The sequence below is a fragment of the Streptomyces sp. NPDC020965 genome (genome assembly GCF_044333555.1).
GTDB lineage: Bacteria > Actinomycetota > Actinomycetes > Streptomycetales > Streptomycetaceae > Streptomyces.
In genome coordinates this window covers 203668-227193 of record NZ_JBIRRE010000007.1, presented here as the reverse complement: position 1 = coordinate 227193, position 23526 = coordinate 203668, and the positions used below count along the sequence as shown (strand labels likewise).

Annotated in this window: 19 protein-coding genes and 1 pseudogene; 16 read left to right on the top strand and 4 right to left on the bottom strand. The window is 67.7% G+C overall.

What is annotated here, in order from left to right:
- The first annotated feature begins 147 nt into the window (after positions 1-147).
- The 5 genes and pseudogenes from ACH4S7_RS22410 to ACH4S7_RS22390 all read left to right on the top strand — a co-directional run bounded on the left by ACH4S7_RS22410 (position 148) and on the right by ACH4S7_RS22390 (position 4327).
- Complete coding sequence (locus tag ACH4S7_RS22410) at positions 148-471, top strand: SDR family NAD(P)-dependent oxidoreductase (protein ID WP_398522997.1); 324 nt, start codon at positions 148-150, stop codon at positions 469-471.
- A pseudogene (locus ACH4S7_RS22405) lies at positions 402-944 on the top strand (SDR family oxidoreductase); the annotation flags it as partial. The gene ACH4S7_RS22410 and the pseudogene ACH4S7_RS22405, both read left to right, overlap by 70 nt.
- Positions 945-1937: 993 nt before the next feature.
- A complete protein-coding gene (locus ACH4S7_RS22400) occupies positions 1938-2627 on the top strand; it encodes a hypothetical protein (RefSeq protein ID WP_398522996.1) in 690 nt (229 codons plus the stop codon).
- 123 nt (positions 2628-2750) lie between these two features.
- A complete protein-coding gene (locus tag ACH4S7_RS22395) occupies positions 2751-3044 on the top strand; it encodes a helix-turn-helix transcriptional regulator (RefSeq protein WP_398522995.1) in 294 nt (97 codons plus the stop codon).
- Between the two features lie 65 nt (positions 3045-3109).
- Positions 3110-4327: a tyrosine-type recombinase/integrase gene (locus ACH4S7_RS22390; RefSeq protein ID WP_398522994.1), complete on the top strand. Its 1218-nt coding sequence runs from the start codon at positions 3110-3112 to the stop codon at positions 4325-4327.
- A gap of 122 nt (positions 4328-4449) precedes the next feature.
- On the opposite strand, the gene ACH4S7_RS22385 is transcribed toward ACH4S7_RS22390, so the two are convergent.
- Positions 4450-5979 carry a helix-turn-helix domain-containing protein gene (locus tag ACH4S7_RS22385; protein WP_398522993.1) on the bottom strand — a complete coding sequence of 510 codons (1530 nt, stop codon included), beginning with the start codon at positions 5977-5979 and terminating at the stop codon, positions 4450-4452.
- Between the two features lie 381 nt (positions 5980-6360).
- Positions 6361-6810, bottom strand: coding sequence for a DNA-binding protein (locus tag ACH4S7_RS22380; RefSeq protein ID WP_398522992.1), 450 nt, complete (start codon positions 6808-6810; stop codon positions 6361-6363).
- 444 nt (positions 6811-7254) lie between these two features.
- Here ACH4S7_RS22380 and acnA point away from each other — a divergent pair, with 444 nt between their 5' ends.
- Positions 7255-9969, top strand: coding sequence for an aconitate hydratase AcnA (acnA, locus tag ACH4S7_RS22375; protein WP_398522991.1), 2715 nt, complete (start codon positions 7255-7257; stop codon positions 9967-9969).
- A gap of 108 nt (positions 9970-10077) precedes the next feature.
- Here the strand turns inward: acnA and ACH4S7_RS22370 are convergent, their stop codons facing one another.
- Positions 10078-14040 (bottom strand): GH92 family glycosyl hydrolase, encoded by a 3963-nt coding sequence (locus ACH4S7_RS22370; protein ID WP_398522990.1) that lies wholly within the window; start codon positions 14038-14040, stop codon positions 10078-10080.
- 515 nt (positions 14041-14555) lie between these two features.
- On the opposite strand from ACH4S7_RS22370, the gene ngcE reads away from it, so the two are divergent.
- Genes ngcE through ACH4S7_RS22355 form a run of 3 tightly spaced genes read left to right on the top strand, consistent with a single transcriptional unit; the run spans position 14556 to position 17915 of the window.
- Positions 14556-16007 carry an N-acetylglucosamine/diacetylchitobiose ABC transporter substrate-binding protein gene (gene ngcE / locus ACH4S7_RS22365; RefSeq protein WP_398522989.1) on the top strand — a complete coding sequence of 484 codons (1452 nt, stop codon included), beginning with the start codon at positions 14556-14558 and terminating at the stop codon, positions 16005-16007.
- Between the two features lie 56 nt (positions 16008-16063).
- On the top strand, positions 16064-16984 hold the full coding sequence (locus tag ACH4S7_RS22360) for a carbohydrate ABC transporter permease (protein ID WP_398522988.1): 921 nt from the start codon (positions 16064-16066) through the stop codon (positions 16982-16984).
- A gap of 52 nt (positions 16985-17036) precedes the next feature.
- Positions 17037-17915, top strand: coding sequence for a carbohydrate ABC transporter permease (locus ACH4S7_RS22355; protein ID WP_398523183.1), 879 nt, complete (start codon positions 17037-17039; stop codon positions 17913-17915).
- An 89-nt stretch (positions 17916-18004) separates the two neighbouring features.
- Here ACH4S7_RS22355 and ACH4S7_RS22350 read toward each other — a convergent pair whose 3' ends face one another.
- Complete coding sequence (locus tag ACH4S7_RS22350) at positions 18005-19147, bottom strand: methyltransferase domain-containing protein (protein WP_398522987.1); 1143 nt, start codon at positions 19145-19147, stop codon at positions 18005-18007.
- Positions 19148-19452: 305 nt separating this feature from the next.
- Between ACH4S7_RS22350 and ACH4S7_RS22345 the strand changes: the two genes are divergently transcribed.
- The 7 genes from ACH4S7_RS22345 to ACH4S7_RS22315 all read left to right on the top strand — a co-directional run bounded on the left by ACH4S7_RS22345 (position 19453) and on the right by ACH4S7_RS22315 (position 23444).
- A complete protein-coding gene (locus ACH4S7_RS22345) occupies positions 19453-20667 on the top strand; it encodes a helix-turn-helix domain-containing protein (RefSeq protein ID WP_398522986.1) in 1215 nt (404 codons plus the stop codon).
- Between the two features lie 94 nt (positions 20668-20761).
- The gene (locus tag ACH4S7_RS22340; RefSeq protein WP_398522985.1) at positions 20762-21247 is read left to right on the top strand and encodes a hypothetical protein; all 486 of its coding nucleotides are present in this window, start codon (positions 20762-20764) and stop codon (positions 21245-21247) included.
- A gap of 272 nt (positions 21248-21519) precedes the next feature.
- Entirely contained in the window at positions 21520-21996 is a 477-nt protein-coding gene (locus ACH4S7_RS22335) for a hypothetical protein (RefSeq protein WP_398522984.1), read from the top strand.
- Positions 21997-22022: 26 nt separating this feature from the next.
- Positions 22023-22373, top strand: a complete 351-nt coding sequence (locus ACH4S7_RS22330) for a hypothetical protein (RefSeq protein WP_398522983.1) — start codon at positions 22023-22025, stop codon at positions 22371-22373.
- A gap of 110 nt (positions 22374-22483) precedes the next feature.
- Positions 22484-22615, top strand: a complete 132-nt coding sequence (locus tag ACH4S7_RS22325; protein WP_398522982.1) for a hypothetical protein — start codon at positions 22484-22486, stop codon at positions 22613-22615.
- The gene (locus ACH4S7_RS22320; RefSeq protein WP_398522981.1) at positions 22605-22799 is read left to right on the top strand and encodes a hypothetical protein; all 195 of its coding nucleotides are present in this window, start codon (positions 22605-22607) and stop codon (positions 22797-22799) included. Before ACH4S7_RS22325 ends, ACH4S7_RS22320 begins: the two co-directional genes overlap by 11 nt.
- 288 nt (positions 22800-23087) lie before the next feature.
- Positions 23088-23444 (top strand): DoxX family protein, encoded by a 357-nt coding sequence (locus ACH4S7_RS22315; protein ID WP_398522980.1) that lies wholly within the window; start codon positions 23088-23090, stop codon positions 23442-23444.
- The last annotated feature ends 82 nt before the right edge of the window (positions 23445-23526 follow it).

Sequence of the window (23526 nt, the reverse complement as noted above, 5' to 3'; positions counted from 1 at the left end):
GAGATCGCCATGTCCGTCGCACCTGGGGCGGCGGGATGGGTCTGCACGAAGGAGAGGTGCGCCGCCGACGGCTGATCACGCAATGCTATATGTTTCATAGCTGTATGCGAATTTCATAGCGCATTCGCTGCAGCGGTCGTCGTTGCCATGGGCAGCCAGCGTTTGCGCCCAGTATCACTGCGGAGGGCCGCAATGACCGAGACCGGCGACCACCCTCTGACCGGAAGGACCGTCCTGGTGGCCGGCGCCACCGGCGGAATCGGCGAGGGTATGACCCGCTCCCTGCTGCGCCAGGGCGCCACCGTGGTGGCCACCGGACGCAACGCGTCAACGCTGGAGCAACTCGCCGACTACACACGCGACTTGGGGCCGGGCGTGCTGTTCACACGGCAACTGAATGTAGGGGCCCGGACACCGAAGCCGTACGCCGGGCAGTGGCCGAGCACGGCCAGCTCCACGGCGTGGTCGTGACGATCGGCAACGCCGATCCACGAGGACAGGCCCGACTGCTAGACACCTCGGACGAGAGCTGGGCGCGGATGATCGAATCCAATCTCACCAGCCACTTTCACGCGCTGCGCAGCCTGACCCCGCTGCTCAGCCGACAGGGCGCACTGGTCCATCTCAGCGGATACAACGCAGACATCCCCTTCCCGTCCGCACCACTCGTAGGTGCTACCAACGCCGCGAAAAAGTCGCTCGTACGCTCGCTCACCGCCGAGCTCGAAGAGGCAGGGCCACGCGTCTACGAACTGGTGATCGGGCCAATCGGGACCCGCCCCCGCGCTGCGATCGGCGCGGACAGCCCCAGTTGGTACAGCGCCGAGGACCTGGGCGATCATGCGGGTCTCCTCATCGCCGGTAGCGGTCTGCACAGCGACGCACCGCTGCAGTATCTGCTCGACCGCGAGCACGGAGTGCTGCTGAAGTCGCTTTCGGCCTGAGCGGCGCTTCCTCCCTCGGCCAGCCCGGACTCCGTGGGCTGGTTCTGGAGTGGCGTGGCGAAGTCTCACGCTTTACTCAAAGGGCAAGCGGTGGCCGCCTCCAGAACATCGAGATCTGCCTGGAATGGGGCGCGGCAAGGGGGAGGGAGGAAAGTCCACCTGAGATTTTCTCCGGACGGCAAGGTCGGCAAGTGGCGAATGCGTCTGAACGACTTCGAGTTCGGCGAGATGGGCGATGGGACTATACATCTCGGCGCGGTGGTCACGGAGCTCACCGTCGATGAGGGCTCTGTGTTGGCGGAGTGCGCCGACGCCGATTGGAACGCGGCGCAGGGTCATCTTGCGGAGGTCATCGGTGCGGACTGCGCCCACAGCATCGTCTGGCACGCCGTCGGGTGCGGTGAGCCGGATGCAATCTGTAGTGCCCCCAGTAGGATTCGAACCTGCGCACACGGCTCCGGAGGCCGTTGCGCATTTCTCGTAGCGATGGAGCGGGCAGAGCGGGAAACCGGCAGCGGATTTGAGGGTTGCGACAGGCTCTGGCGCGTCGTCGGCCAGGGCGGTTGCAATCCTGGTTGAACTCTCTTCCCGGATGCCCCCTTAGTTCCTGGGGGGCGTCGAGCGCGATTCGCTTTGGAGGCAGTTCGCCGACGGCAGACCAATCCGTGCTCGATTTGACTGGATATTCTCGCCAGAGACATGTCAACCTTGATCATGTCGCTGCGAGGGGCCTGCTGAAGGGCCATAGGGAAATAGGCCGAGCCCCTTGTTCGAGCACCTGCTGAGCCTCTCGGCGGACCCGAATCTCATGAGGCGCCGACTTCATAACTCGTCCAAGAATGACAAGCCGAGCTTCGTCACCTACCCCTACCACGCAATCCCCGGTTCGCGAAACCGGGGATTGTCCGGAGCCTTGTAGATGTCCTTCGGCGGTGAAGCCGGAAGGGCGTCTTGTTGCGCTGCAAGCGCACCCCTAGTGCAAGGAGTCCCCCTGTGGCTGCCGCTGTTGATGAAAGGTTCCTGCTGTCGGATCGCCAGCGAGACGACTTGCTGGATCGGATCGGCCAATGTCCGCAGAACGGGCACGTACTGCGTGCTTTCCTGTCGTCCGTTGCCCTGGCGGCACTGAGGCCGCAGGAGGCATCGGCCCTGCGTGTGCGTGACGTGGATCTGCCTGACCAAGGCCCGGGTGAGTTGATGATTCATCCCTGCCGTCTCAAGGATGGGCGCGGCGCGGTGGATGGGGCGCGTGTTGTGCGGGCAGTTCCGGCGAGCCCGGAACTCGTGGAGATCCTGAAGGCGGAGGTCGCCCGGCGCGGCCTTGGCCCCGAAGACCTGATGTTCACCCGCGATGACGGTCGGCCGTTGACCGGGGCCGTCTACCGCAGGGCATGGCGCCAGGTGCGGGAATCCGTCCTGGAAGCAAGCGAGTTCAGCTCGCCACTGGTCAGGAGCGTCTCCGACCTCCGGGACACCTGCATTGCAACTTGGTTGAGCGGTCCCCGCACCGCTTGGAAGATCATCATGGTGGCTGATCGGACCGGCGTCAGCGTTTCTTCACTCGCCCGGCGCTTCCCGCACTGCTTCCAGCCGCCCGCGTCGGCCGAAGCTTCCAACGCCCTCATCGAAGCCGCCTTCGCCATAGCCGACCTGTATTGCGAACCGGCGCGCGCCGCACGGTAGCCGCAACGCGTTCCGATCGGCGGCCGGGTCGCAGATCCCAGCACGTTCCCAGCAAATGCCGCGGGCGGGGGCCCTCGCCGTTCACCGCCCGCGGCCACTCGCTTCACTCACACAGGACTTTCCATGCCTGCATATCCACTTGCCGCGCCCTCCGTCGCTGTCGGTGCGGCGTTCCTGAATGTCAAAGACGCGGCCGAGTACCTCGGTCTCTCGCCACACACCCTCTACGTCTGGCGGCACCGGAGGCTGGGGCCGCCGAGCTTCCGTATGGGCCCACGAGGCCGCGTCATGTACCGCCGGGAAGCCCTGAACGCCTGGATCCGTGAACAGGAACAAGCCGACTCCCGCTGCAACACGGCGTTGAGCCCCCTCAACACTCCGCATCACTACCGATCCGGCAGCACAGCGGTCGCCTGACCGATCGGTCGCCCCCCGTTTCCGTTCGAAGGACAGATTTGCCCGGCTATATAGAAGACCGGTGGTTGAAGAAGCGCCCCAGTCGGGAGACCGGCAAGCGTGAACGCACCGCCATGTACGGAAAGTGCACCCGCTACCGGGTGAAGGCGATCCCGGGCGTCAAGGACCGTTCCTTCGACGTACTGAACGACGCCAAGACCTGGCTCGCGACGGCCCAGACCGATGTGCGGCGCCAGGAATTCGTCGACCCCCGTGACGGCGACCTGTCCGTCAAGGACTACATCAGTGTGCACTGGTGGCCTTCCCAGAGCGGGGACCCGTCCACGATCGAACGTATCGAACAGCGGGTACGGCGCCACATCCTCCCGCACCTGGGAGCACTCTCCCTGAACGCCGTGGGGACCGACGTCCTCCGGAGCTGGAAGAAGCGGCTGGAACAGGACCTCGGGCCCACCTCCATCCGCCTCGTCTGGGCCACGCTGTCCAGCGTGCTCCAGGCCGCCGTCGAGGACCGCCGGCTCGCACGCAACCCGTGCCGCGCGAAGACCGTCCGGCCGCCGGCAGCTGCTCCGGGCAGGCTGGAGGCATGGCCCCAGGAACACGTACTGACAGTCCGCGCCGCCCTCCCGGACCGCTACCGCATCCTCGTGGAGATCGGCGCCGGTCTCGGCCTGCGCCAAGGCGAGGCGTTCGGGCTCAGCCTGGACGACTTCGACTTCGACGAGGGCGTCGTCCACATCCGCCGCCAGATCAAGATGGTGCGGGCAAGCCTCTGCTTCGCGCTCCCCAAAGGCCGCAAGGTCCGCGACGTGGCATTGCCCTCCAGCGTGGCGGAAGCGGCACGAAAGTACGCGGACGTGTTCCCGCCCGTGCCGGTCACCATGGCCTGGGACGACCCCCGCCCACCGGAGACACCGGTGGAGGCCAAGCACCGCAGACCCCGGACGTACAACCTGCTCGTGACCGGCCGCGAGCGCAAGGCCATCAACCGGAACTACTTCAACTCCTACATCTGGAAACCCGCACTCACCAAGGCCGGCGTAATCGGCGGCCTGGAGCAGCGCGCCGACGGACAGCGCGTCTGGGAACCCTCCCGCGAACACGGCTTCCACGCGCTGCGCCACTTCTACGCCTCGGAGCAACTGGAGGCCGGTGAGTCGGTCGTCTCACTCGCCCAGTGGCTGGGACACTCCGACCCGGGGTTCACTCTGAGGAAGTACGCGCATTTCCTGCCCCGGGCGGGCGCCCGCGGCACCGCCGCCATCGACGCCCTGTTCGGCTAACCGAGATTGCGGCCCGGGAGTGCTCCCGGGCCCAAAGTCCCAGAGAAGTCCCACAGACACCGCCGCACCCCCATCAGACCTTTGTTTTGGCAGGTCAGACGGGGTGCGGCGGTGCCCATATGTCAAATGTCGCGGAAGATCTCGATCTGCGCCCCCACCGAATTGAGCCGCTCCGCCAACTCCTCGTACCCCCGGTTGATCACGTACACGTTCCGCAGCACCGAGGTCCCCTCCGCCGCCATCATCGCCAGCAGCACCACGACGGCCGGGCGCAGCGCGGGTGGGCACATCATCTCCGCCGCGCGCCAGCGGGTGGGGCCCTCGACCAGGACCCGGTGCGGGTCCAGGAGCTGGAGTCGGCCGCCCAGGCGGTTCAGGTCCGTGAGGTAGATGGCGCGGTTGTCGTAGACCCAGTCGTGGATCAGCGTCTGGCCCTGGGCCACCGCGGCGATGGCCGCGAAGAACGGCACGTTGTCGATGTTCAGACCGGGGAACGGCATCGGGTGGATCTTGTCGATGGGCGCCTCCAGCTTGGACGGGCGCACCGTCAGGTCCACCAGTCGGGTGCGGCCGTTGTCCGCCGTGTACTCGGTGGAGCGGTCGTGATCGAGACCCATCTCCTCCAGTACCGCCAGCTCGATCTCCAGGAACTCGATCGGCACCCGGCGGATGGTGAGTTCGGATTCGGTCACCACCGCCGCCGCCAGCAGGCTCATCGCCTCGACCGGGTCCTCGGAGGGGGAGTAGTCGACGTCCACGTCGATGGTGGGGATGCCGTGCACGGTCAGCGTGGTGGTGCCGACGCCCTCCACCCGTACGCCCAGCGCCTCCAGGAAGAAGCAGAGGTCCTGGACCATGTAGTTGGAGGACGCATTGCGGATGACGGTCACACCGTCGTGGCGCGCGGCGGCCAGCAGGGCGTTCTCGGTCACGGTGTCGCCGCGTTCGGTCAGCACGATCGGCCGGCCGGGGGTCGTCGCGCGCTCGACCTGCGCGTGGTAGAGCCCTTCGGTGGCGGTGATGTCCAGACCGAAGCGGCGGAGCGCGATCATATGGGGCTCGATCGTGCGCGTACCGAGGTCGCAGCCGCCGGCGTACGGCAGTTTGAAGGACTCCATCCGGTGCAGCAGCGGGCCGAGGAACATGATGATGGAGCGGGTCCGGCGGGCGGCGTCGGCGTCGATGGCGTCCATGTCGAGTCGCGCGGGCGGCACGATCTCCAGGTCCACGCCCTCGTTGATCCAGCGGGTGCGTACGCCGATGGAGTTGAGGACCTCCAGCAGCCGGAAGACCTCCTCGATGCGCGCCACCCGGCGCAGGACCGTGCGGCCCTTGTTGAGCAGCGATCCGCAGAGCAGCGCCACACACGCGTTCTTGCTCGTCTTGACGTCGATGGCACCGGAGAGACGACGTCCGCCGACGACTCGGAGATGCATCGGACCTGCGTAGCCGAGGGACACGATCTCGCTGTCGAGGGCCTCACCGATGCGCGCGATCATCTCAAGGCTGATGTTCTGGTTGCCGCGTTCGATGCGGTTGACCGCGCTCTGACTTGTGCCGAGCGCCTCGGCGAGCTGCGTCTGGGTCCAGCCGCGATGCTGTCGCGCGTCACGGATGAGCTTGCCGATGCGTACGAGGTAGTCGTCTGCCATGACGAGGAGGCTATCTCAGATATGAGATGACTCGCGCGCTGGGGGTGGCGGATGGGTGAGGCTTCGCGCCAGCCGGGTGAGGCGGGTGGTGGGCGCTCCTTGACGGTCCGTCGGAAGGTCGGCGGGGTCAAGCGGGCGGATGCCGAACGGGTGATGGGGCGTTGAGACCGCCACCGGAGCCCGCCACCGAGCGGGCTCCTCGCGGCCGGCCCGCCCGGTCATCGGCCCGTTCGACCCGGGCCCGGCCCATTCGCCGCTCCCCGGGTCGACCTGCCCGCCCGCCCGCCGCTTCCCGGGTCGATGCGCCCCCGGGTGGCCGCAGGCCGTCCGTCGGGTCGATGCGCGCTTTCGCGCCCTTCCGGCCGCCGACTGATCCGTCGGCTAATCCGTCTCGGTGGCGATGCGTCCCGCCAGCCGCTCATAGCGCTGCCGGGCGGCCTGCGGGGTGCCGAGCCCGAGCCCGAAGGCGATCTCCGGCCAGGTCATGCCCCGGCCCCGGGCCATCTGGAGGAGGCCCGTCTCCAGTTCGTCCATCTCCCCGCGCGCCAGCGGGACGAGGCTCAGGGCGGCCGTGATGTCCGCCCGGTCCACATCGGGTTCGCCATCCTCGGGCCGTGCCGCCCCGCTGAGCAGGAAGGCCACCAGCCGGACGGCCTCGTGCGGGCCGAGGATCGAGGGGTGGGTCTGGCGGCGGCGCTGCTCGTCGGTGGCGGCGTGCCGCTCGGCGATGCGGAACAGGGAGGCGTGGGTACGGCGCGCCCGCGCCTCGTCCGCATCCGGGGGAGTGAAGGGGTCAGCGGGGTCGGCAGGCTGGTCCGGGGTCGTTGGCATGGGTCCAGCATGAAGGTGCGCATGAATCGATGTCAATGAAGTGTTGTGAACAATCTGTTTGCATGGATCACGGGGGTCGCCCCCGCAGTGCCTGCCGGGGGTGATTCCAGGGGGATCCCTGAGAAGGGTGCGTGGTCTTCGGTTCAGGCTCGGCCGACCGAGCCTCGATCGGCGCGGAAGTCGCCGAGTGGCCGGGTGCGCCTGCGGGCGGCGACGGCCGCCGCTCGTGGGTGGCGGAGGTCGGCGAGGGGCGGTCGGCGGCCCCTGGGCATGACCGATCCGCACCGATGTACTAGAGTTATCTCGACATCGAGATATCTGCCGAAGACGCGCCGCAGCCGCCACTCGGTAAGGGTTACCTAACTAAGCCCTACCTTAGCGGATCGCTGGCAGCCGTGGCGGCAGCATGGACGTAGAACGCGCACATTGATGAAGGAGACTGTCGTGTCGGCGAACAGCTTCGACGCCCGCAGCACGCTGCGCGTGGGTGACGAGTCGTACGAAATCTTCAAGCTGGACAAGGTCGAGGGCTCCGCGCGCCTCCCGTACAGCCTGAAGGTCCTCCTGGAGAACCTGCTCCGTACCGAGGACGGCGCGAACATCACCGCCGACCACATCCGGTCGATCGGAAGCTGGGACTCCCAGGCGCAGCCCAGCCAGGAGATCCAGTTCACGCCGGCCCGCGTGATCATGCAGGACTTCACCGGTGTTCCCTGTGTCGTCGACCTCGCCACCATGCGCGAGGCCGTCAAGGAGCTGGGCGGCGATCCGGCGAAGATCAACCCGCTGGCCCCGGCCGAGCTGGTCATCGATCACTCCGTCATCGCCGACAAGTTCGGCACCAAGGACTCCTTCGCGCAGAACGTCGAGCTGGAGTACGGCCGCAACAAGGAGCGCTACCAGTTCCTGCGCTGGGGCCAGACCGCGTTCGACGAGTTCAAGGTCGTCCCCCCGGGCACCGGCATCGTCCACCAGGTCAACATCGAGCACCTGGCCCGTACGGTCATGGTCCGCAACGGCCAGGCGTACCCCGACACCCTCGTCGGCACCGACTCCCACACCACCATGGTCAACGGCCTCGGTGTGCTCGGCTGGGGCGTCGGCGGCATCGAGGCCGAGGCGGCCATGCTCGGCCAGCCGGTCTCCATGCTCATCCCGCGCGTCGTCGGCTTCAAGCTGACCGGTGAGCTGCCGGCCGGCACCACCGCCACCGACCTGGTGCTCACCATCACCGAGATGCTGCGCAAGCACGGCGTCGTCGGCAAGTTCGTGGAGTTCTACGGTGAGGGTGTCGCCGCCACCTCGCTCGCCAACCGCGCCACCATCGGCAACATGTCGCCGGAGTTCGGCTCCACCGCCGCGATGTTCCCGATCGACGACGAGACCCTGAAGTACCTGCGCCTCACCGGCCGCGCCGAGCAGCAGGTCGCGCTGGTCGAGGCGTACGCCAAGGAGCAGGGCCTCTGGCTCGACCCGACCGCCGAGCCCGACTTCTCCGAGAAGCTGGAGCTGGACCTCTCCACGGTCGTCCCCTCGATCGCCGGTCCGAAGCGCCCGCAGGACCGCATCGTCCTCGCCAACGCCGCCGAGCAGTTCGCGCGCGACGTGCGCAACTACGTCGAGGACGACGAGGAGGCGGGCAAGGAGTCCTTCCCGGCCTCCGACTCGCCGGCCGCCGCCAACGGAGTGCCGACCAAGCCGACGCTGGTCACCGCTCCCGACGGTTCAACGTACGAGATCGACCACGGCGCCGTCACCGTCGCCGCGATCACCTCCTGCACCAACACCTCGAACCCGTACGTCATGGTCGCCGCCGCGCTGGTGGCGAAGAAGGCGGTCGAGAAGGGCCTCACCCGCAAGCCGTGGGTGAAGACCACGCTCGCCCCGGGCTCCAAGGTCGTCACCGACTACTTCGACAAGGCGGGGCTCACCCCCTACCTCGACAAGGTCGGCTTCAACCTCGTCGGCTACGGCTGCACCACCTGCATCGGCAACTCCGGCCCGCTGCCGGAGGAGGTCTCCAAGGCCGTCAACGACAACGACCTGGCCGTGACCTCGGTGCTCTCCGGCAACCGTAACTTCGAGGGCCGGATCAACCCCGACGTCAAGATGAACTACCTGGCCTCCCCGCCGCTGGTGGTCGCCTACGCCCTCGCGGGCTCCATGAAGGTGGACATCACCCGCGACGCGCTCGGCATCGACACCGAGGGCAAGCCGGTCTACCTCCAGGACATCTGGCCCTCCGAGGCCGAGGTCAACGACGTCGTCGCCAACGCCATCGGCGAGGACATGTTCAACAAGTCCTACCAGGACGTCTTCGCGGGCGACGCCCAGTGGCAGGCGCTGCCGATCCCGACCGGCAACACCTTCGAGTGGGACCCCGAGTCAACCTACGTCCGGAAGCCCCCTTACTTCGAGGGCATGGAGATGGAGCCGTCGCAGGTCACCGACATCACCGGTGGCCGGGTGCTGGCGAAGCTGGGCGACTCGGTCACCACCGACCACATCTCCCCGGCCGGTGCGATCAAGGCCGACACCCCGGCCGGCAAGTACCTCACGGAGCACGGCGTCGAGCGCCGTGACTTCAACTCCTACGGCTCGCGCCGCGGTAACCACGAGGTCATGATCCGTGGCACCTTCGCCAACATCCGGCTGCGCAACCAGATCGCGCAGGGCACCGAGGGCGGCTTCACGCGTGACTTCACGCAGGCTGACGCCCCCGTGTCGTTCATCTACGACGCCTCGCGCAACTACATCGAGCAGGGCATCCCGCTGGTCATCCTCGCGGGCAAGGAGTACGGCTCCGGCTCGTCCCGCGACTGGGCGGCCAAGGGCACCGCGCTCCTCGGTGTGAAGGCCGTCATCGCCGAGTCGTACGAGCGCATCCACCGCTCGAACCTGATCGGCATGGGCGTGCTGCCGCTCCAGTACCCGGAGGGCGCGACCGCCGAGGCGCTCGGGCTGACCGGCGAGGAGACCTTCTCCTTCTCCGGTGTGACGGAGCTGAACAACGGCACCACGCCGCGCACGGTCAAGGTCACCACCGACACCGGTGTGGAGTTCGACGCGGTCGTCCGCATCGACACCCCCGGTGAGGCGGACTACTACCGCAACGGCGGCATCATGCAGTACGTCCTGCGGAACCTGATCCGCGGCTGATGCCACCGGACACCCGGACACCCGGACACCCGGGCACCCGGAGCGGGCCGCACCCCTGACCCACAGGGGTGCGGCCCGCTCCGCCGTATCCGTCCCGGGGCGGCTCCCTCAGCCGAGGAGTTCGACCTCCGCCAGCGTCGCCGACCGGCCGAGGACCAGCCGGTAGCGGTCGTACGAGCCCGGTCGCGCGACCGAGAACACCCGGGTCTGCCGGTCCCAGTCGAACTCCGCGCCGGACCGGCGGTCCAGCTCCCGCCAGCGGATGCCGTCGTGCGAGCCCTGGAGCACCCAGTCCTCCGGCGCCGCCGCCCGCTCCCGTACGGTCAGGGTGTACCGCACGGCCCGCACCCCCATCGCCGCCGACCGCACGGCCCGCACCCCCATCGCCGCCGACCGCACGGCCCGCACCCCCGTCGCGTCCGACCGCACGGCCGGCACCTCCGGCCGCACAGCCGAAACGGCCGGCACCGGCAGTTCCACCGGCTCCGCCGCCGCGATCTCGCGCGCCGTCGCGGAGGTGTCGTCGAACAGCTCGCCCGCCCCTCGGAGCGCGTCCCGGGGCGGTGCCGGAACGGCATCGTCCCCGGTGAGCGAGGCCGGCGCGGCGTCCTCGCCGGTGCCCCACGCGGACGGCCGTGACCCCATGGCGAACTCCAGCGTGCCGCCCTCGGCGATCAGTTCATGCGGCAGCGCGGTCGAGTGCCAGGGCCTGCCGTTGACCCGCAGCCCCTGGACGTAGATGTTCTCGGCGCTGTTCGCCGGGGCCCGGACCACCAGCGTCCGGCCGTTGTCCAGCCGTACGGTCGCCCTGGTGAAGAGCGGCGAGCCGATCGCGTACTCCCCGCTCCCCATCACCAGCGGGTAGAAGCCGAGCGCGGAGAACAGCCACCAGGCCGACTGCTCGCCGTTGTCCTCGTCGCCGTGGTAGCCCTGGCCGATCTCGCTGCCGGTGTACAGCCGGGAGAGCACCTCGCGCACCTTCTCCTGTGTCCGCCAGGGCCGCGAGGCCGCGTTGTACAGGTACGGGACGTGGTGGGCGACCTGGTTGGAGTGCCCGTACATGCCCATCCGGACGTCCCGGGCCTCCGTCATCTCGTGGATGACACCGCCGTACGAGCCGGCGAACTCGGGGGACGCCGTCTCGGGGGTGGTGAAGTAGGCGTCCAGCTTGTCGCCGAGCGCGGCGCGTCCTCCGTAGAGGTTGGCGAGCCCCCGGCTGTCCTGCGGTGCGGTGAAGGCGTAGCCCCAGCCGTTGGTCTCGGTGTAGTCGTGGCCCCAGACGCGCGGGTCGTAGCGCTCGCTCGGGACCCGCCAGCCGCCCTGGGGGTCACGGCCCTGGAAGAAGCCGGCCCGCTTGTCGAAGAGTGCGCCGTAACCGCGCGCCCGGTCGCGGAAGTACGCGGATTCCTCCCGGTACCGGGCCTCGCCGGTGCTCCGGTGGAGGGACTCGCCCATCGCCGCCAGACCGTGGTCGTTGAGATACCCCTCCAGCGACCAGGAGAGGCCCTCATGGGTCCGCGTGGAGGCGTAGCCGAGGAAGGGCGAGGTCTCCATGCCCTTACGGCCCACACCGGGTGCCGGGGGGACGACGGTCGCGTTCTTCAGGGCCGCCTCGTACGCCGCCGTCGCGTCGAAGTCGACGCCCTTGACGTGGGCGTCGGCGAAGGCGATGTCCGAGCTGGTGCCGGTCATCAGGTCGGCGTAGCCGGGGGAGGACCAGCGGGAGATCCAGCCGCCGTCCTTGTACTGCTGGACGAAACCGTCGATCAGTCCGCCCGCCCTCCGGGGGGTGAGCAGGGCGTACGCGGGCCACGTGGTCCGGTAGGTGTCCCAGAAGCCGTTGTTGACGTACACCTTGCCGTCGACGATCTTCGCGCCGGTACGGGTGGGGGTGTCCTCGCCGGACCTGGGGGCGAACGGGCTCGCGTACTGGTACCGGGGGTGGCGCCGGGTGCCGGTGTTCTCGTAACCGGAGTTGGGATAGAGGTAGAGCCGGTACAGATTCGAGTAGAGCGTGACGAGCTGGTCATGGGTGGCGCCCTCGACCTCCACCCGGCCGAGTAGCTCGTCCCAGGCGTCCCGCGCCCGGTCCCGTACCCGCTCGAAGGCGGTGCCCGGGGGGATCTCGTCGGCCAGGTTCCGCGCCGCCTGGTCCACGGAGATCAGGGAGGTCGCCAGGCGCAGTATGACCGTGCGGTCCCGGCCGGCGTCGAAGCGGAGGTGGCCCGTCACCCCGTCGGCGCCCGCTGCGGTGACCGGCGCGTCGAAGACCCCGTACACGAAGAGCCGGCCGGCGCCGGTGGAGAGCCCGCTCCGCACGTCCGAGAAACCGCTGAACGACCGGGTGGCGGCGGAGAGGGTGAGGCCGCCGGCCCGGGTGACGTTGTCGAGGACGACGGCGGCGTCGTCGCCCGGGTAGGTGAAGCGCATCATGGCCGCGTGGTCGGTGGGCGTGACCTCGGCGCGGAGGCCGTTCTCGAAGGTGACCCCGTAGTGGTGCGGGCGGGCGGTCTCCCTGGTGTGCCGGAACGGCAGCGCCCGCTTGACCCGGTCGGTCTCCGGGCGGCCCGGCGCCGCCGACGGCATGAGCTGGAAGGTCTGCCGGTCGCCCATCCAGGGGCTGGGCTGATGGCTGGCGGCGAACGCCTGCAGGGTGGGCAGATTGTCCGCGTTGTTGCCCCGGGCGTACTCGTAGAGCCAGCTCGTGGAGGCGGCGTTGGTGACCGGGGTCCAGAAGTTGAAGCCGTGCGGGACGGCCGTCGCGGGGAAGGTGTTGCCGCGCGAGAAGGAGCCGCTGGAGTGGGTGCCCCGGATGGTCGAGGCGTACTCCACGTGGTTGTCGTACCGCTCGACGGGTGCCGCGCGCCGCAGTGCGAGGTCGTCGATCCAGCCCTGGAACCGTGCCGGTCCCTTGACGGAGTCGTACGCCACCAGGATCCGGTCGACGGTCCGGCCGGCCGCGACCGAGCCGATAGCGGACCGCACCTGGTTCCACTGGTTGACCTGGAGCCTCCGGGCGTCGCCCTGGCCGCGCGGGTTGAGCGCTCCGCCGTGCGCGTCGGTGGCACCCAGCTCGCTCAGCAGGGTGCCGTCGGTGAAGACGAGATCCACCGACGCGTGGGTGGCCGGATAGTCGAGGTCGGTCTCCGGGAGCGCCGGGAAGATCCGGTACGACAGCTCGGTGTCGCGGCGCACGGCGGTGTGCGTGTCGAAGACCTTGTTGTACGCATACGCCCGGCCGGCCGCCCGGTGGGTGCCGGCGTACCGCAGCGCCCGCTTGCCGGTGAATCCGACGTTCGCCTTGGCGGTGGGGGAGCTGCCGGGGCCCCGGTCGAGCTGTGTCCGCATGTCCTCGGGGGCGGGGACGGTGCCGCTCCCGTCGGAGAACTGCACATCGGCGAGCTGGGTGAGCGCGGCGCCGTTGTTCGCGGTGATCTCCAGTCGGTAGTGGGCGTACGGGGTCGATCGGGCCGGTTCGCCGAGGTCGTACGTCGCGGTCCGGTGGCGTCCCTCGAAGGTCTGGCCCGCCCGGGTGTCGAGAACCCGCCACTCCGTGCCATGGGTCGACCCCTTGAGGGTCCAGTCCTTAGGATCGCGATCGGCGGCGTCGTTCGCCGAGGTCAGAGCATAGGTGGCGACCTTGACGGGAGTGCCCGTGTCGAACTCGATCCAGGAGGTCGCCGCGAATTCCAGCCATTTTGTACTGGGCTGGATATCGACCAGATTCTCCTTGATCTCACCTGCTGCGGCGTTTTCGCCGCTGGCTCGCACTTCTGTCACTCTGTCAGTGATATTGCCCGGTATTCCGCTGGTGAAGCCGCCGTCGACACCGGATGACCGTTTCTGGCCATCAGGGGCGATGTCCACCGTATTGCTCCAGTCCGGTGGTCGTTCATCCGACTCGAACGACGAACTGAATTCCCGCTCGGTCGCCTTCGTGGCCGCCGGGAGGGCGATGGCGGCCGGGGGTGCCGTCATCACCAGCAGGGCGGCGACCGCCAGGAGAAGGGCCACGCGCGTTGGACTCTGGTGAGGTCTTGTTGGACTCTGCTCGGATCCGGATTCGGCCATCACGGGCCCTTCCTCCAGAGAAGTCGCATGGGACAACGTTGTCAATGCGCCGTACGGGCTGTCGATAGGAAGGTAAGTGACGCACAGTGTCAGGGGTGTTGACGCCGTGTCGGATTCGGAATGCATGGTTCCGTAAAGAATGATGTGGTCGAATGAGCTGGCGTGGGACCCAGATATCCGTGAGGTCTCAACTCGGGAAAGACTGCAGTCCAACCTTGCTTTCGATCTTGCTCCCCCGACGGGAAGTGGACTATACCTGTCGGCATCCGCACCGCTGTTGCACACAGTGGCGGGTGAGGGGGAACCGGAGAGGCTGTCGGACGTGTGTCTATTCGCCGCTGCCCGTGATCCGGTCTCGCTGTCGACCGTGCATGACCCAAGCTTCACTGATTTTTCCCGCGCACGCCGCGGAAAAACACAGCAACTGAACCGCGGTAACGGGGCCCTTCGCCTGAGGCGAGACGGACGGGCGTCCGCTTCACCGCCTGAGTCCTGATGAAGGCGAGGACTTGAGCATGGGATCCACCTCCGCCCACAACTCCAATGAGGGCCTCGGCCGTCGTAGTCTGATCAAGCGCTCCGCAGCGCTCGGCCTGTTGACGGTCCCCACGATGAGCTTCCTGTCCGGCTGTGCGAGCGGCGACAGCTCGGAAGACAAGAAAGTCGACAAGGGCAAGGTCAGCGCCAAGAACCCGCTGGGTGTCAATGAGACCGCCCAGCTGGAGGTCGTCCTCTTCAACGGCGGTTTCGGCGACAAGTACGCGCTGGACGCCGAGAAGAAGTACGAGGCGGCCTTCCCCAAGGCTCCCAAGGTCAAGCACCAGTCGACGCAGAAGATCCAGTCGATCCTGCAGCCCCGGTTCAACGGCGGCACCCCGCCCGACCTGATCGACAACTCGGGCGCCGAGCAGATGGACATGGGCGTCCTGGTCGGTAAGAACCAGCTCATGGACCTCACGCCGCTGATGGACGCGCCGTCCATCGACGACCCGAACAAGAAGGTCCGGGACACCCTCCGGCCGGGCGTGCTGGAGATGGGTCAGTTCGAGGGCGACCCGATCTGGATCATGTACTACGCCTACACCGTGTACGGCGTCTGGTACTCGCAGACCGCGCTGGAGAAGCTCGACGCGACGTACCCGGAGGATTGGGACGCCATGCTCGCGCTCTGCGCCAAGGCGAAGAAGAAGGGCATCGCCGGCTGGACGTACCCCGGCAAGTTCCCGTACTACCTGCCGTTCTCGCTCTCCCCCTTCATCGCCAAGATCGGTGGGGCCGAGGTTCTCGACAAGATCGACAACCTGGAGCCCAACGCCTGGAAGGACCCGGCCGTGAAGGCCGCCTTCGAGGCGTACTACGAGCTGTACAAGAAGGGGTACATCCTCAAGGGCACCCCCGGTATGACCCACATCCAGTCCCAGACCGAGTGGGCCAAGGGCCAGGCGCTCTTCATCCCCAACGGCTCCTGGGTGGAGAACGAGGCCGCGAGCGTCCTCCCGAAGGACTTCAACCTGGCCGTCTCGGCGCCGTCCAGCCTGGACGCATCCGACAAGATGCCGTTCGGCACCATCTGGGCCTCCGGCGGTGAGCCCTTCATCGTCCCGGCCAAGGCGAAGAACCCGCAGGGCGGTATGGAGCAGCTGCGCATCATGCTCAGCGAGGAGTCCTCCAAGAACTTCACCGGCCAGGTCAAGTCGCTCAGCGCGCTCAACGGCGGCACCGACGGCGTCGCGCTGACCCCGGGCCTCAAGGCCGCCGTGGCCGCCCTGGACAAGGCCGGCACCAATGTCGTCAACCCGCGTATGCAGGACTGGTACGTGAAGCTCCAGAAGGAGCAGATCGGCATCAGTGGCATCGGCGAGATGATGGCCGGCCGGCTCACCCCGGCCGAGGCCATCAAGAAGATCCAGGGCTACGCGGACAAGGCTGCCAAGGACCAGTCGATCAAGCACTACAAGCACCAGTGAGCGACTGTCACCAGCGGCGGCGGAGACAACCGCGGGAAGATCGAGGTCGGTAAACCATGCAACACGGCAAGTACCGGTTCATTGTGGGATTCCTTTCACTCCCACTGGCGTTGTACGCACTCTTCGTCATCTGGCCATTCATCCAGTCCATCTATTACTCCTTCACGGACTGGACCGGTCTGAGCCCGGACTTCAAGATGGTCGGCTTCGACAACTACACCCGGATGTGGGACGACGAGGTCTTCTGGAAATCCCTGCAACACAGTGTGCTTCTCGCGCTCCTGCTGCCGCTGGTGACACTGGGCCTGGCCCTGTTCTTCGCCTTCATGCTCAACGTCGGTGGACGCCGCCGCAAGAACGCCGTCATCTCCGGCGTGCGCGGCTCCTCCTTCTACAAAATCGCCTACTTCTTCCCCCAGGTGCTCTCGATCGCGATCGTCGCGCTGCTGTTCCAGTTCGCGTACAACCCGAAGGACGGGGCGATCAACTCCGTCCTCGAAGCCCTCGGGTTCGAGAATCAGCCGCTCTGGCTCGGCGATCCGAACCTGGCGCTCTGGTGCATCATGGCGGTCCTCGTCTGGAGCACGGTCGGGTTCTTCGTCGTCCTCTTCTCGGCCGGTATGGCGTCCATTCCCAAGGACTTCTACGAAGCCGCGCTGCTGGACGGTGCGAATCGCATCACCACCTTCTTCCGCATCACCCTGCCGCTGCTGTGGGACACCATCCAGTCCGGCTGGGTCTACATGGGCATTCTGGCGCTGGGCGCGGAGGCGTTCGCGGTGGTGCAGATCATGTCCGTGGGGCCTGGTGGTCCCGACTACGCGACCACTGTGCTGCCGCTGCACGTCTACCAGACGGCGTTCCGCGACGGACAGGCCGCGTACGCAACGACGATCGGTGTCGCCCTGCTCCTCGTGACCCTGGCCTTCGCGGCCATCGTGATGAAGCTGGGCCGGCGCGAGCGGTTGGAGTACTGAAGTGAAGACGACCGACACCACCCCGCCCGCGGACGCCACCGAGCCCTCCGCGATCCGCACGACCGTCATCGAGACCAAGCCGGTCAAGCCCAAGAAGAAGAGCGGCGAGGGCGGCATCCTCAACGTCTTCTCGCACGGGATCCTGGTCCTCTGGTCCTTCATGGTCGTCATCCCGCTGCTCTGGGCGGTCATGTCGTCCTTCAAGGACGACAACTCGATCCTCTCCACCCCCTGGGAGCTGCCGGACAAGCTGCACTTCGAGAACTGGAGCCGGGCCTGGACCGAGGCCAAGATGAGCGAGTACTTCTTCAACACCATTCTGGTGGTGGGAGGCTCACTCATCGGCACGCTGCTGCTGGGTTCCATGGCGGCCTATGTGCTGTCCCGGTTCGAATTCCCGGGCAACCGCTTCATCTACTACCTGTTCGTCGGCGGCATGAGCTTCCCCGTCATGCTGGCCCTGGTGCCGTTGTTCTACGTGATGAGCAACATGTCACTGCTGAACACCACGCACGGCCTGATCCTGGTGTACATCGCCTACTCACTGCCGTTCACGGTGTTCTTCCTGACCGCGTTCTTCCGAACGCTGCCATCGTCGGTTGCCGAAGCCGCCATGATCGACGGCGCCTCGCACACCCGGACCTTCTTCCAGGTGATGCTGCCGATGGCCCGCCCCGGGCTGATCAGCGTCGGCATCTTCAACTTCCTCGGCCAGTGGAATCAATACATGCTGCCGACGGTGCTCAACAACGACCCGGACAAAAAGGTGCTCTCCCAGGGCCTGGTGGAACTGGCCGTGAGCCAGGGCTACAAGGGCGACTGGTCCGGCCTCTTCGCCGGCCTGGTGATGGCGATGCTGCCGGTCCTGGCGGCCTACATCATCTTCCAGCGCCAGGTGGTGGCGGGCCTCACCGCGGGCGCGGTGAAGTAGCCCGATCGCACGCGAAAGCCCCACTGCTGGACCTCCGGTCCGGTGGTGGGGCTTTCGGGTGGGCGCGTTGTGGCCCGGGGGCCTCGGCGTCACTCCTCGCCCAGGGAGGCTCGCCACCGCCCACGCGACAGGTGAACCACTCCGTCGGGGGTGATCCGGACCCGGGCCCCGAGCAGTGGCAGTGCGCCCTCCATGTTGAGACGGTTCCGGATGCGCTCCAGCACATCCCACAACCGTCGCGGGCCGCCCTGGTGAACGGTGGGCGGGTCGGCCCACTCGGCGGACGCCCGCGCCCAGGATCCCTCCGGGTGGATAAGACAGGCCGTGCGACGCCGTCCCTCCGCCCTGAAGTGCGCTTCGGTTCCAGGGGCGGCGATCTCCAACATGGTCCGCAACTCCCAGGTGCGGGAGACATCGAGTACGGGGTACCGGCCCGTGGAGACCTCGCCGTCGGCCCGCCGGGCGTGGCCGAGGAGATCGGCGAGGCCGGGCGGGTCGGTGTCCCCGGAGCGGGTGGGCATGAACCCGGCGAGATCGCGTTCGACGATCCCGACGACCTCCCCGTCCGCCTGCTTCCACCCGGTGAGAATGATCGTCGTCCGGGCGAGGGTGGTGACCAGGCGCCCACCCGTACGCACCGCTCCGATCAGGGGGCGGAGCCCCGGTCCTGGCGGCATTCCCACCGTGGCGATGATCCGGTCGTAGTTTCCCGGGATTCCGGTCGTGGCGTCCTGTGTGAGGAAGCGCGGGTGGAGTCCGATGCGGGAGAGGCGTTCCGCCGCCGTACCGGTGAGATACGGGTCGATGTCCAGGCTGGTCACCCGCTGATCGCCGATCCGGCGCGCGGCGTACGCGGCGAGCCCGCCCGCTCCGGTGCCGATGTCCAGGAGGTCCAGCCCGTCCCCGACTCGTCCGTGCCGCAGCATCGTGACGACCAGGCTCGGCATCGTCGCCGACGAGGTGGGTGTCCCGTCCGGCCGGTCGCCTGGCGCGGCCCGGTCTGCGTGGAGCGCACCCACCCGGGTGACCATCGAGGTGTCGGCGTACGAGGCCGCCAGCCACGCCTCCGGATCGGCGGCCCCGTCCCGGAGCACCCAGCTTCCCGTATCGTCCCGCGCCCACCACCGGGGGACCAGCTCATGTCGGGGCACGCTCGCCACGGGGGTCCGCCAGCGCGAATCGGGGTCGGTGACCTGCTCGGCGAGCCGCAGGCCGGGCGTCGTCCAGTTCATGGGGGCTCCGTCATTCGTAGGCGGAGTCGCCACGATATGTGTGCGAACCGTACGCAACTCGCCTGGCACAGAGGGGTATTGAGGTTGTCGCGGAGTCCCGGGCGTCCATCACCGCGCGGGAACTCGATGATGACGACGACGGGATCGGCGGCCGACACCCGACTGGACTGAATCTTGATCACACGAGGGTGCCGTCACCCGGCAGGGCGACGCGGGCAGTCCGGTTCGGGGGCCCGATGTCCCCTGTCCCAGGGGCCTACCATCGAGGAGGAAGGCACGCACCGGAGTCAACCACTGAGGTGAACGTGAGTAACCTTTGGGCCGATCTGACCAACGGTGAGCGGATCAAGCACCTGCGGGGCTCCGATCTGACGCAGCAAGGGCTGGCGGAGGCGTCGGGCCTGTCGTACGCAACAGTCCAGAAGGCCGAGCAGGACCGTGGTGAGTTGTCTATCGGCTCACTGCTCAAACTGGCGTCGGCACTGAACACAGACGTAGCTGTCCTCCTCGGTCAGCAAGCTCCGCGCCGGGGCATGGGACAGAGCGAGCGGGCCGCACTGCGTCAGCTGTCGGACGCCGTGCACGAGAGCGCCCTCGGCGAGTGGGAGGGCATCGACGACCCCAGTTCGGTGGACGAGTTGGGCTGTGCGCGTGACCTCGCCTGGAGTGCCTACTGGGCGAGTGATACGGCGCGTATGAGCACACTCGCAGCGAAGGTGCTCATGGAGGGACAGGCCAGGTACATCACTGCCATGGGCGCCGAGCGGGAGCGCCTGGGTGTCATCCTGGCGAGTACGTACCGCGTGGCCGCGTCCTGTGCGAACGGGTTCGGGCAACGGGATCTCGCTCTGAGTTCGCTCACTTCCGCCAAGCACCTCGCCACAAAGGCGGGCGACCCTGTCATGGCGGCGCTTCTCGATTCAACGCTGTCATGGGTCTACCTCCGCAGCGCCAACCTCCCGCGCGCCGTCGCCGTCGCGGAGCGTGCGGCTCTCGCGATCGAACCGAGCTTCAGCAAGGCGCCCCGTCCCCGACTGCTCGCCTACGGGCGCTTGATGATCTCCGCCGCCGTCGCCGCGTCGCGTAGCGAGAACGAGAGCGCGGCCGACGACTACATCTCGCAGGCCCACGCGGCGGCTGCGAGGCTCGGTAGCGATGAGAAGTTGTACGGCACCAGCTTCGGTCCGACCGCGGCCAAGACGGAGGCCGTGGGAATCCATGTCGCGCTGAAGGACTACGGGCGGGCGCTCAAACTTGCCAACCACCCTGATATGAAGACGCTCCCCAAGGCCATGTCGAAGGTGGCGCGGAATCGCTACCGGCTCGATGTGGCCCTCGCGCAGTGTGCGGCCGGCCTGCACGACGCGGCGGAACGCACCCTGATCGAGGTAGCTCTCGACGCACCTGATTGGGTCAAGCATCAAGCGCTCCCGAGCGTTATCGGGAAGCGTCTGGCGAAGGTGTCGACGGCCCGGGTCCGGAGTCTCAGTGAACTGATCGGGGTTCCCCTGATCGCGTAGCGCCTACGGAGCGTAGGAGTCGGCCATCGGTCACTTCGGCTGCGCCTACGCCCCGTCTCTTCACTGTATGTGATCGAACCATCACGCTTGATGCATGGTCAGAACTGGCAGCGAAGAGCGGCACGGGCCGCCTTCTGTACGCACCGAGTGTGACCGCGTGCGGCGTCGGAACCTCGTGGACGCGGGCGCCGGAGTTGAGCCGGGCGTGCCCGATCGGCTGGTTCAGGCAATGCGGATCGAACGGTTCCGTGTCGTCATCTACCTCTGTGGAGCGCCGAACGCCGACCTGACGGCACCGCGCCGCACCTGTACCGACTACGCCGAGGCCTTGGGGTGGTCCGTCGACGGAGTGGTTGAGGACAGGGACGGGCTCAACCCTCCGGATGGGCGTCCAGGCCTTCAGGAGGCAATGGGGCGCATCGCGGAGAAGCGGGCGGGGGCGATACTGACGCCCTCGCGGTCGATGATCTCGCCCGTGCCGCAGGAGTACAACGAGATCGCGCACAAGGTCGAATCATCGGGCGGATTCCTCCAGGTGATCGACATTGACTGCGCGGCCTCACATGACGAGCAGTACTGACGGGGCCGTTGTGTGTCGCGTAGACGTGAATCTTCCCCGTGCCGTCGGCATCGCCGAGGTCTGGTTACGGTCGTGCTTCCTCCTGCTGGCGGAGGCGCTGACATCCGAGGGCGTGAGCGTCGTGTGCTCCGTGCGGAGCTTCGGCGCTTCGACAACGATGCGGAGTTCGCCGCCGAATGGCGCGCGGAGGCTACCGAGGGATGGCGAAGAGCCGAGTTCGACAGGGCACTCTCCAAGCTCGCGTGTGGGCGGTCGGACGGAGAAGATTCCGGATGAACCGGCTTCCCGAGCCGAGACGCGCGTACCACTGCGACGTGATCGCCGAAGGGGCCGTGTACGGCACCGGTGAGCCCGCTGTGTACGTTCTCGCGACGACGTCGGAGCTCTCTCCGCGCCGCGCCCTGCTGTGGATATGCGGGCAGGCTCGGCGCATCGCGGACCGGCTCGACCCCGACCCGAGGTCCTCACCGTGGGCACGACCAGTCACCGGGACCGATTACGGGAACCGTTCGGACGGGCCGACAGGGCTCCGCGCGTGGGCCGATGACATCGGTGGACACCGTGCCGTCCGTGACCAGCTCAAGACCGGCGCCCCGGTGTCCTTCACCGTGGACGACGGAGTCAACGGCACCTTCCGCCTCGCGATCTGGCCCATGACCGTACGGCCGGACCCCGCCCCGGAGATACGCGCCGACCGCCCCCTCCGCGTACGGGCCTACACGGACATCCCTCACCCCGAGCGGTATTGAGACCAGCGCGAGAAAGCGAGCGCGGAATGAGCGAACCCAGCCGGTACCCCGGGCGGCCGATCGAGCTGCCCATGCAACCGGAACCGTTGGAACCCATTCCCACGGCGGGTTGCCACCTGTGCACCCTGCTGGACGTATGGCGGACGGTGCACAAGGACCTCGACCACCGGGCGCACGACCTGTCACGAGCCGTCGACTGCTCCGTCGAGATCAACAACCATCCGCACGACCCGCCCAGGATGACTCTGCCGACAACGGTCCCGGCCGGAAGCAACAGAACCGGGAGCGACACCGAAGCCCCCGAGTCGGCGACCGTCCCCGACGGTCAGGTCACAACCTTCCGTCGTGCCCCCGTCCGGACGCCTGACGGCAAATGAGCCCCGTCCCTGCCGGGACGAGACCCGCTCGTGTCCCCCACGGACAGGTGATCCCCGGCAGGGGCGGTTCCCCGCACCACCCCAACCCGCTACAAAAGAAGGAGAACCCCGTGGGTAAGGAAAAGATCGAACACGCCAACGGTCATGACCTCGGCGCGGAGGAGATCATCACTCCGGCGACCCCGCCGACCCCGCCCGAGGACACCGGTGGCAGCGAGGACGACAACGGGAATGGCAGCTAGCGAAACCCCGGAGGGCGGCGGCGTACGTGCCACGCTGCGAACCTTCCTCAAGCACGACCTGCCGGAACTCTCCGAGCTGTCATGGCTCTGTGAGGTCCATCAGGACCCGGACGCCATGACTCTCATCCTCCGGGCCCGGTATGTGTGCTGGCACTGCGTGGGCGAGGAATCCCGCGCCCACTGATGCACCGCACGACACGAGCCCGTCCGTCCGCCAACCGGCGGGCGGACGGGGCCGTCGGACTGTTCTCATCCAGTGGCGGAAGAGGGCAGCGGAGGGCCGATGACACAGGTGCCACGTCGCCGTCCTTCGCGGGGTGGTCACACCTGCGATGTGATCCTGGCGCGGATGGGCGCCTCAGGCGCGTAGGCAGGGAGATGTCACAAACCGAGTCGCCGGCTCGTCGTCCAGGAGAACGGGATCCGACGACGGAGTGCCCAACAGCACCCTTCCCCACAGAAACGGAGAATCGTGTTCGCCGCTTACGCCACAGTCACCATCCTCGGCGCGGTCTTCAACGGTGCCGCCGCCGTGACCTACCTGATCGGGCACGAATACCCCAAGGCTCAGGCGGACATGAAGGGCATACCCCGGAAGTGGGTACCGGTGCTCGGGCTGCTGCTGGCAGCGGGCACCGGGGGGCTGCTGGCCGGGTTCGTCGTGCCGCTGCTGGGGACCCTCGCCGCCTCCGGCCTCGTGCTGTACTTCATCGGCGCGATCATCGCCCATCTGCGGGTGGGATCCCGCGACATCGTGGGCGGGATCGTCTTCCTCTCCACCGCGCTGGCCGCCCTCACTCTGGGCCTGGTCCACCAGGGCGCCTGGTGAGCCGCATTCCTGACCCGGGCGGGGCGGGAGCCCTCGGACCGCCCCGGCACGAGGCAGGCGGAGGTCTGGCCCCCCGTCGCTT